Raw genomic sequence first — 7807 nt, forward strand, 5'->3', positions numbered from 1 at the left:
ATGTTGAACGTTCGCCAAATTCTAGTGAGCACCCGCGCCCGCGCTGCGCTCATGGTCTGCCTCGCTGCAGGCACCACCGCCCTGGTTGCCTGCGGACAGCGCGGTGCGCTGTACCTGCCGACCGATCCTGCCGCCGCCGGACGAGCCACGCTGCCGCAGCTCATGACGCCCGAGAGCCTGCGGTCCTCTTCGTCCAGCTCCAGCGAGGCAGCGCCCGCACCGGCCGCGGCCGCCAGCGCACCGGCCAGCAACAGCACGGAACCGCGCAAATGAGTGCCGGCATCAACTCCATCGCCCTGCCCGGCCAGCCGCACATTGCGCAACGCGACGGCGCGCTGCACGTCGAAGGCGTCGCGCTCGAAGCGCTGGCGCGCGAGCACGGCACCCCTCTTTTCGTCTACTCGAAGCAATGGATGCTGGATGCCCTCGCGGCCTACCAGCGCGGCTTCGAGGGCCGCGACGCCCTCATCTGCTATGCGATGAAGGCCAACTCGTCTCTCGGCGTGCTGCGCGTGTTCGCGCAGGCCGGCTGCGGCTTCGACATCGTCTCGGGCGGCGAGCTGGCACGCGTGCTGGCCGTGGGCGCCGATCCGAAGAAGATCATCTTCTCGGGCGTCGGCAAGACCCGCGCGGAAATGCGCGAGGCCCTTGCCGCCGGCATCGCCTGCTTCAACGTCGAGAGCGAAGCCGAGCTCGACGTGCTCAACGAGGTGGCGCTGGCCGAGGGCAAGCGCGCGCCCATCAGCATCCGCATCAATCCGAACGTCGATCCCAAGACGCACCCCTATATCTCCACCGGCCTCAAGGGCAACAAGTTCGGCATCGCGCACGACCGCGCGGTCGAGGCGTACCGGCACGCCGCGCGGCTACCGGGCCTGGAGGTGGTGGGCATCGACTGCCACATCGGCTCGCAGATCACCGAAGCCTCGCCCTACCTGGACGCCTGCGATCGCGTGCTGGACCTGGTCGAGGCGATCGAGGCAGCCGGCGTGCCGATCCATCACCTGGACTTCGGCGGCGGCCTGGGCATCGACTACAACGGCGAAGCGCCGCCCAAGGCCGATGCGCTCTGGCGGCAGCTGCTCGCCAAGCTCGACGCACGCAACTTCGGCCAGCGCAAGCTGGTGATCGAACCCGGCCGCTCGCTGGTCGGCAATGCCGGCGTCTGCGTGACCGAGGTGCTCTACACCAAGCCCGGTGAAGACAAGAACTTCTGCATCGTCGACGCGGCCATGAACGACCTGCCGCGCCCCGCGATGTACCAGGCCTTCCAGCGCATCGTGCCGCTGCGCAGCCGCGCCGGCGATGCACCGACCTACGACGTGGTCGGCCCGGTTTGCGAAAGCGGGGACTGGATCGGCCGCGACCGCGCGCTCAACGTGGTGGCCGGCGACCTGTTGGCCGTGCTGTCGGCCGGCGCGTACTGCATGAGCATGGCCAGCAACTACAACACGCGCGGCCGTGCCGCCGAAGTGCTGGTGAGCGGCGCCACCGCCAAGCTGATCCGCCGCCGCGAGACGATGGAAGACCAGCTGCGCGCCGAGATCGACGGCTGATTGCCGGTGCTCAGCCGGTGCGCAGCGGCTTCTCGCTGCCGCGCACCGCCACCACGGGCGGCTTCGCCTTGCGCTTGCTCGCGAAATTCCACACCCGCCACGCGAGCAGCGCGGCAATGATCGCGGCATAGACGAACACTTCCGCGAAGTTGTTCTTGCCCGCGCGCATCCAGAAGAAGTGCAGCAGCCCGAGCCCCGAGATCACGTAGACCAGCTTGTGCAGCATCTGCCAGCGCTTCGCGCCCATTGCCTTGATGGCGCGGTTGAAAGAGGTGGCCGCCAGCGGCGTCAGCAGCACGAAGGCAGAGAAGCCCACCAAAATGAACGGCCGCTTCGCGATGTCCTTGGCGATGTCGCCCCACTCGAATCCCATGTCGAACCAGCTGTAGCACAGCAGGTGCAGCACCACGTAGAAGTACGCGAACAGGCCCAGCATGCGGCGCAGGCGTGCGAGTGCATTCCACTTGGTCATCACGCGCAGCGGCGTCACCGCCAGCACGATGCAGATGAAGCGCAGCGTCCAGTCGCCGGTGGCGCGGATCAGGAACTCGGCCGGGTTGGCACCGAGCCCGTCCGTGAAGGCGCCGTAGGCCAGCCGCGCGAACGGCAGCAGGCACAGCAGGAAGATGACCGGCTTGGTCGCCGGATGCATGAGCAGCTTGTTCATGGTCGGGCGCCGGTTGCCGGGGCGCGATCAGTAGTTCTTCTTCAGGTCCATGCCCGCATACAGCTGGCCGACCTGGGCTTCGTAGCCGTTGAACATTTCGGTCTTGCGCCGCTTGGCGAACAAGCCGCCGCCGTCGCCGATGCGGCGCTCGGTCGCCTGGCTCCAGCGCGGATGGTCGACGTTCGGGTTCACGTTCGAGTAGAAGCCGTACTCGTTGGCCGCCGCCTTGTTCCACGCGGTGCTCGGCTCCTTCTCGACGAAGCGGATCTTGACGATCGACTTGGCCGACTTGAAGCCGTACTTCCACGGCACCACGAGCCGTACCGGCGCGCCGTTCTGGTTGGGCAACACCTCGCCGTACATGCCGAAAGCCAGCAGCGTGAGCGGGTGCATCGCCTCGTCCATGCGCAGGCCTTCGGTGTAGGGCCAGTCGAGCACGCGCGAGCCGACAAAAGGCATGGTCTTCGGGTCGGCCAGCGTCACGAACTCGACGTATTTGGCGTTGCCCTGCGGCTCGACGTTCTTGATCAGTTCGGCCAGCGAATAGCCGACCCACGGGATGACCATCGACCAGCCTTCGACACAGCGCAGGCGGTAGATGCGCTCTTCCTGCGCGCTGAGCTTGAGCAGGTCTTCGATGCCGAATTTGCCCGGCTTCTTGACCAGGCCTTCGACCTCCACGGTCCACGGCCGCGTCTTCAGCATGCCGGCGTTCTTGGCCGGGTCGGCCTTGTCGGTGCCGAACTCGTAGAAGTTGTTGTAGCTCGAGACGTCTTTGTAGTCTGTGAGCTTGTCCATCGACATGGCCCCCGGCACGGCCGACTTGCCACCTGGCAGCGGCGCGAGCTTGTTGGGCCGCTCGGCCTGGGCCCAGGCTTCGCGCGAGGCGAAGCCGGCCAGCGCCGCACCCGCCGCGCCGCCCGCCATGAGCTTGAGCAGGTCGCGCCGGCCTTCGTAGGCGGCACGCGGCGTGATCTCGCTCGACAGCGGGTGGATGAAGCCGTTGTCGCTGTTGCTGCGACGGATCGGTCGGGATTGGAACGACATGGCAGGCCTTTCGCGTGAATCGTTGTGCTCAGGGTAGTTCGTGAGCAGTCCCGATTTGGTTACGCGCCGCAGCGGCGCGCGGTTTCAATTCTTCGCGAAAGACCGCAGGCCCGTGCCTACAGGGTGCCGTAGCTGTGCAGCCCGCTCAGGAACATGTTCACGCCGAGGAAGGCGAAGGTGGTGACCGCCAGTCCACCCAGCGCCCACCACGCCGCCACGGTGCCGCGCAGGCCCTTTACCAGCCGCATGTGCAGCCAGGCCGCGTAGTTGAGCCAGACGATCAGCGCCCAGGTTTCCTTCGGGTCCCAGCTCCAGTAGCCGCCCCAGGCGTCGGCGGCCCACAGGGCGCCGAGCACAGTAGCGATGGTGAAGAAGGCGAAGCCGACGGTGATCGACTTGTACATGACGTCGTCGAGCACTTCGTTGGCCGGCAGCCGCGCCGCGATGCGCTTGCGTCCCAGGAGGATGCCGGCCGCGATCAGCGCGGAAATACCCGCATAGACCACCCAGTAGCTGCCGCCGGCTTCCTGCACGCGCTGGCGGAACGCCACCGGCACGAAGCACAGCGCCACGCCCAGCAGCCAGATCGGCGTGAGCTTGTACCAGCGCTTTTCGTCGGCCTGCTCCTTGATGAGGTAGGCGAAGGCCACCATGGCCGCGAGCGAGAAGGTGCCATAGCCGATGAAGTTGGCGGGCACGTGCAGCTTCATCCACCAGCTCTGCAGGGCTGGCACCAGCGGCTGGATTTCGTGCGCCTCGCGCACGATCGTGTACCAGAGCAGGAAGCCGACCGCCGCGCTGACCACCAGCATCACGAAGGCGCCGAGCGCGCGCGTCTTGTAGCGCTCTTCGAAGTAGAGATAGAACGCGGCCGTGAGCCAGCAGAACAGCACGAACACTTCGTACAGGTTGCTGACCGGGATGTGGCCGATGTCCGGGCCGAGCTGGTGGCTTTCGTACCAGCGCACCATGGTGCCGATCAGCGCCATCGTCACGGCCGCCCAGGCCAGCCGCGAGCCGATCATGTCGAAGGTGTCCGACTGCTTGCCGCCGAAAAAGCCGAGCCAGTAGAACAGCGTGCTCATGAAGAACAGCACGCTCATCCAGAGGATGGCCGACTGGCTCGACAGGAAATACTTGAGCCAGAACACCGTGTCGGCGCGCGCCAGCTCGCCCTGGTACGAACTGATGGCCAGCAGCGACGCCGCAGCCACGACGATGGCCAGCACCCGCAGCGGCCGCCAGAACCAGCCGATGGCGATCATCGCGATCACGGCAGCGGCCAGGATCGGCTTCTCGTAGTAGTCCATCGACCCCGCGTACCGCGTGAACGCAAACAGCCCACCGGCCAGGACCAGCGCCGCGAACACCCAGTCGAACGGGTTGCGGCGCGAAAGCCAGCTTTCATTGAGCGTGAGGGTCGTGGTGTTCATCGTGTCTGTGCTTCTGTCTTGCTCAGGGCGAGCAGCTTGTGCTTGAGGTGCTCGAATTCGCGGTCGCTGTCGATGGTCTTGCGATTGACCGAGAACGCCATCGTGGCCGCTGTCCCGGATGTCTGGCCTTCGGCAGCCGTGCCGTCGGGCGTCAGCCACACCCAGAGGCGGCGCTCGCGCACATACAGCATGGCAAAAATCCCGACGATCAGCAACAGGCAGCCCAGATAGACGACGTTCTTGCCAGGGGCACGCGCCACCTGGAACACGCTGGCCTGCACCTGGGTGAAGTCGGTCATCATCATCGCGACCGGGGCCGGGTAGAAATGTGCGTCGCTGATGGCCAGCACCGCCTGGGTCAGGTAGGCCTGCGATTTCTGGTCGTTCGGCAGCGCGGCAAGGCCGGCGCCTTCGCGGCCCAGGTTGAGCACCTCGAACAGCACGTCGTTGAGGATGCGCACCAGCACGCCGCCGGCGCGCTCGCGCTCGGCCTCGGGCACGTTGACCTCCATGAACTCGGCAATCGCCTGCCAGCCCCCCGCCGTGGTGGCGTCGGCCTTGGCGCGCTCGGTGCCCGCGAACAGCGCCAGCGCGCGCGTGGCCGATACGCGCAGTTGCTCGGCCATCTCCGGGCGCTTGGGGTCGGTGGCCTTCGCGATGTAGCGCTCAATGGCACGGGCGCGGGTGTCGGCATCGCCGAGCGCGGCGCGCATGCGCACAAAGCCGTCCATCGAGCCCTGTTCGTCGGCGGGCACGCGCAAGTAGCGGAACGGATCCTCGGGCTTCTCGCGCATCCCCAGCAGGAACACCGGCTGGCCGTCGCCGGTGTCGACCGGCACCATGTAGTTCTGGTACTCGCGCGCCTGGCCGGCGGCGTCGCGCAGCTTGTAGCCGATGCTCGGGCCGATGTTGCGCAGCACCTTCGGCTTGTTGGTCTTGTTGGCGGCGCCCAGGCGCGACTCGATGTCGTGGCGCAGGTCGACCTTGCGCACGTCGGCACCGCTGCCCATGGCGCCGCCATCGGCAAAGTTCTCGACGTTGATCACGCGCAGTGCGGCGAACTCGAGCGTGAGCTTGTCGCGGCCGTTGGTGATCTCGGTGCTCGGGCCGCCGATGATGCCCTCCACCTCGAAGGGCTTGGCCGCGGCCGCCATCGGTACCGCCTTGAGCTTCACCCTGGAGCCGCCGTCGTCGAAGCTCGACTGGTAGATCTCCACGCCCTTGTAGCTGGCCGGATGGTTGACCTCGATGCGCGCCGGCACCTGCGCGCCGGTCTCGCGGTCGTGCAGCACCACCTCGCTCGCGAACAGCTTGGGCATGCCGGTCGAGTAGTAGTCGACGATGAACTTCTTCAACTCGATGGAGAACGGCAGCTCCTGCAGCAGCACGCCGTCAGACTGGTTCAGGATGGCCACGCTGCCCTGCCCGCCTTCGGGCACGAGGATGTTGCCGCGGAAGGTCGGGTTGGCGGCCGAGAGGCGGTGCTCCGGCGCCACGTCGGCGATCATGCCGCCGCCGGTGAACACGCTCTTGCCGTTGAACCAGGTCTGCGCGCGCACCACCAGGTCGCCGTCGAGCAGGCCGCCGATGCACACCAGCACGATGGCGCTGTGCGCCGCGATGTAGCCCAGCTTGTGGGCACCGCCGGCGCGCGCGGCGACCATCCAGCCGGCGGCAGTCGGCCGGCTGCCGCTGGTGGCGTCGCGCCGTTGCAGCTTGACCTTCCAGCCACCGCTCACCAGCAACTGGCCGATGCGGTTGGCCGCCGCTTCGGGCGTTTCGCCGAGCCGGTTCTCGGCGCGCTGGCCGAAGGCCTTGAGGCTCTGCGCGCGGATGTCTTCCTTGAAGGTCTTGAGGTCGACCATGATGCGCGGCGTGTTGCGCGCAATGCACAGCGTGGTGCTGATCACGAGGAACAGCAGGATCAGCAGGAACCACCAGGCGCTGTAGATCGAGTCGAGCCTGGCCGCGCGGAACAGTTCGGCCCAGAACGGCCCGAACTGGTTGATGTAGTTGTTGATCGGCTCATGCTGCTTGAGCACGGTGCCGATGATCGACGCGATGCAGATGATGGTGAGCAGCGCGATCGCGAAGCGCATCGACGAAAACAGCTCCACCGCAGCGCGAAGCATCTGCGGGCCGCGATGAACGCGAAGGCCATGGGTGGAGACGGACATCGGACGACAGTAAGGAAAGAGAGGAAAAAAGCAAAAAGGCGGGCCATCCTGCTGGATCGGCCCGCCTTTTGTTTGGGGTTGTTTTCGGCGGCTGGTTCACGCTCCAGGGAGCGCCATCATCAACGCAAACCGGCAATGTAGTCGGCGACGGCCTTGATTTCCCTGTCGTTGAGCTTGGCGGCGACGCCGGTCATGGGAACGCTGTTCAGGCGCACGTTGTCGCGGAAGGCCGTGAGCTGGGCCACGGTGTAATCGGCGTTCTGGCCGCCCAGGCGCGGGTACTGGGCGGGGATGCCGGCGCCGTTCGGGCTGTGGCAGCCGGCGCAGGCCGGGACCTGGCGCTCGCCGATGCCGCCGCGGTAGATCTTCTCGCCCAGGGCAATCGTGTCCTTGTCCTTCGAGAAGCCCGGCTTGACCTTCTTCGAGCCGACGAACCAGGCGATGTTGCGCATGTCCTCTTCGGACAGAGCCGAAGCCAGCGGCTTCATGATCGCGCTCTTGCGCTTGCCGGACTTGAAGTCCTGCAGCTGCTTGAGGATGTATTCGGGATGTTGCTGCGCCAGCTTCGGGTTGGCCGCAATGGCGGAGTTGCCGTCCGCGTTGTGGCACGAAGCACAGCTCTGGCTGTTGGCCGGCGTTGCGTTGAATACCGTGTCCCCCTTGGCGGGGTCGGGTTTGGCAGGCGCCGGGGCCGCCGCACTCGGAGCAGCCGCGTGTTCATCGGCTGCAAAACTCGCGCTGGATGCGATGCCCACGAGGGCTGCAAGCAGAATATTGGCAAACAACTTCATATCGGGGGCTTCGAATTTATGGCGCAAAACCTCACGATTCTACAATGTGGGCCTTGTTTCGAAAGTCCGTAGATGCCCTCCCCGCGCGCCAAGCCCGCTGCCAAGCCGCGCAACAAGCAGGCGATCACTGCCGCAC

General features: G+C 66.4%; 7 protein-coding genes. 2 read left to right on the forward strand and 5 right to left on the reverse strand.

Translation table 11 applies throughout. From position 1 onward, the window contains the following. Both lptM and lysA read left to right on the forward strand, forming a co-directional pair. Positions 1 to 273 carry an LPS translocon maturation chaperone LptM gene (gene lptM, locus ACCD11_RS10765; protein ID WP_413313835.1) on the forward strand — a complete coding sequence of 91 codons (273 nt, stop codon included), beginning with the start codon at positions 1 to 3 and terminating at the stop codon, positions 271 to 273. Further along, positions 270 to 1556, forward strand: a complete 1287-nt coding sequence (gene lysA / locus ACCD11_RS10770; protein WP_413313836.1) for a diaminopimelate decarboxylase — start codon at positions 270 to 272, stop codon at positions 1554 to 1556. Before lptM ends, lysA begins: the two co-directional genes overlap by 4 nt. 10 nt (positions 1557 to 1566) lie before the next feature. Here the strand turns inward: lysA and ACCD11_RS10775 are convergent, their stop codons facing one another. The 5 genes from ACCD11_RS10775 to ACCD11_RS10795 all read right to left on the reverse strand — a co-directional run bounded on the left by ACCD11_RS10775 (position 1567) and on the right by ACCD11_RS10795 (position 7671). Then, complete coding sequence (locus ACCD11_RS10775) at positions 1567 to 2223, reverse strand: sulfite oxidase heme-binding subunit YedZ (protein ID WP_007835208.1); 657 nt, start codon at positions 2221 to 2223, stop codon at positions 1567 to 1569. A 27-nt stretch (positions 2224 to 2250) separates the two neighbouring features. Next, on the reverse strand, positions 2251 to 3270 hold the full coding sequence (gene msrP, locus ACCD11_RS10780) for a protein-methionine-sulfoxide reductase catalytic subunit MsrP (protein WP_413313837.1): 1020 nt from the start codon (positions 3268 to 3270) through the stop codon (positions 2251 to 2253). Between the two features lie 116 nt (positions 3271 to 3386). Further along, positions 3387 to 4703, reverse strand: coding sequence for a c-type cytochrome biogenesis protein CcsB (gene ccsB / locus ACCD11_RS10785; protein WP_413313838.1), 1317 nt, complete (start codon positions 4701 to 4703; stop codon positions 3387 to 3389). Further along, entirely contained in the window at positions 4700 to 6880 is a 2181-nt protein-coding gene (locus ACCD11_RS10790) for a cytochrome c biogenesis protein ResB (RefSeq protein WP_413313839.1), read from the reverse strand. The genes ccsB and ACCD11_RS10790 overlap by 4 nt, the downstream gene beginning before the upstream one ends. 119 nt (positions 6881 to 6999) lie before the next feature. Continuing rightward, on the reverse strand, positions 7000 to 7671 hold the full coding sequence (locus ACCD11_RS10795) for a c-type cytochrome (RefSeq protein ID WP_413313840.1): 672 nt from the start codon (positions 7669 to 7671) through the stop codon (positions 7000 to 7002). Positions 7672 to 7807: the final 136 nt, after the last annotated feature.

It is taken from the genome of Variovorax sp. Varisp36 (assembly GCF_047304235.1).
Lineage (GTDB): Bacteria > Pseudomonadota > Gammaproteobacteria > Burkholderiales > Burkholderiaceae_C > Variovorax.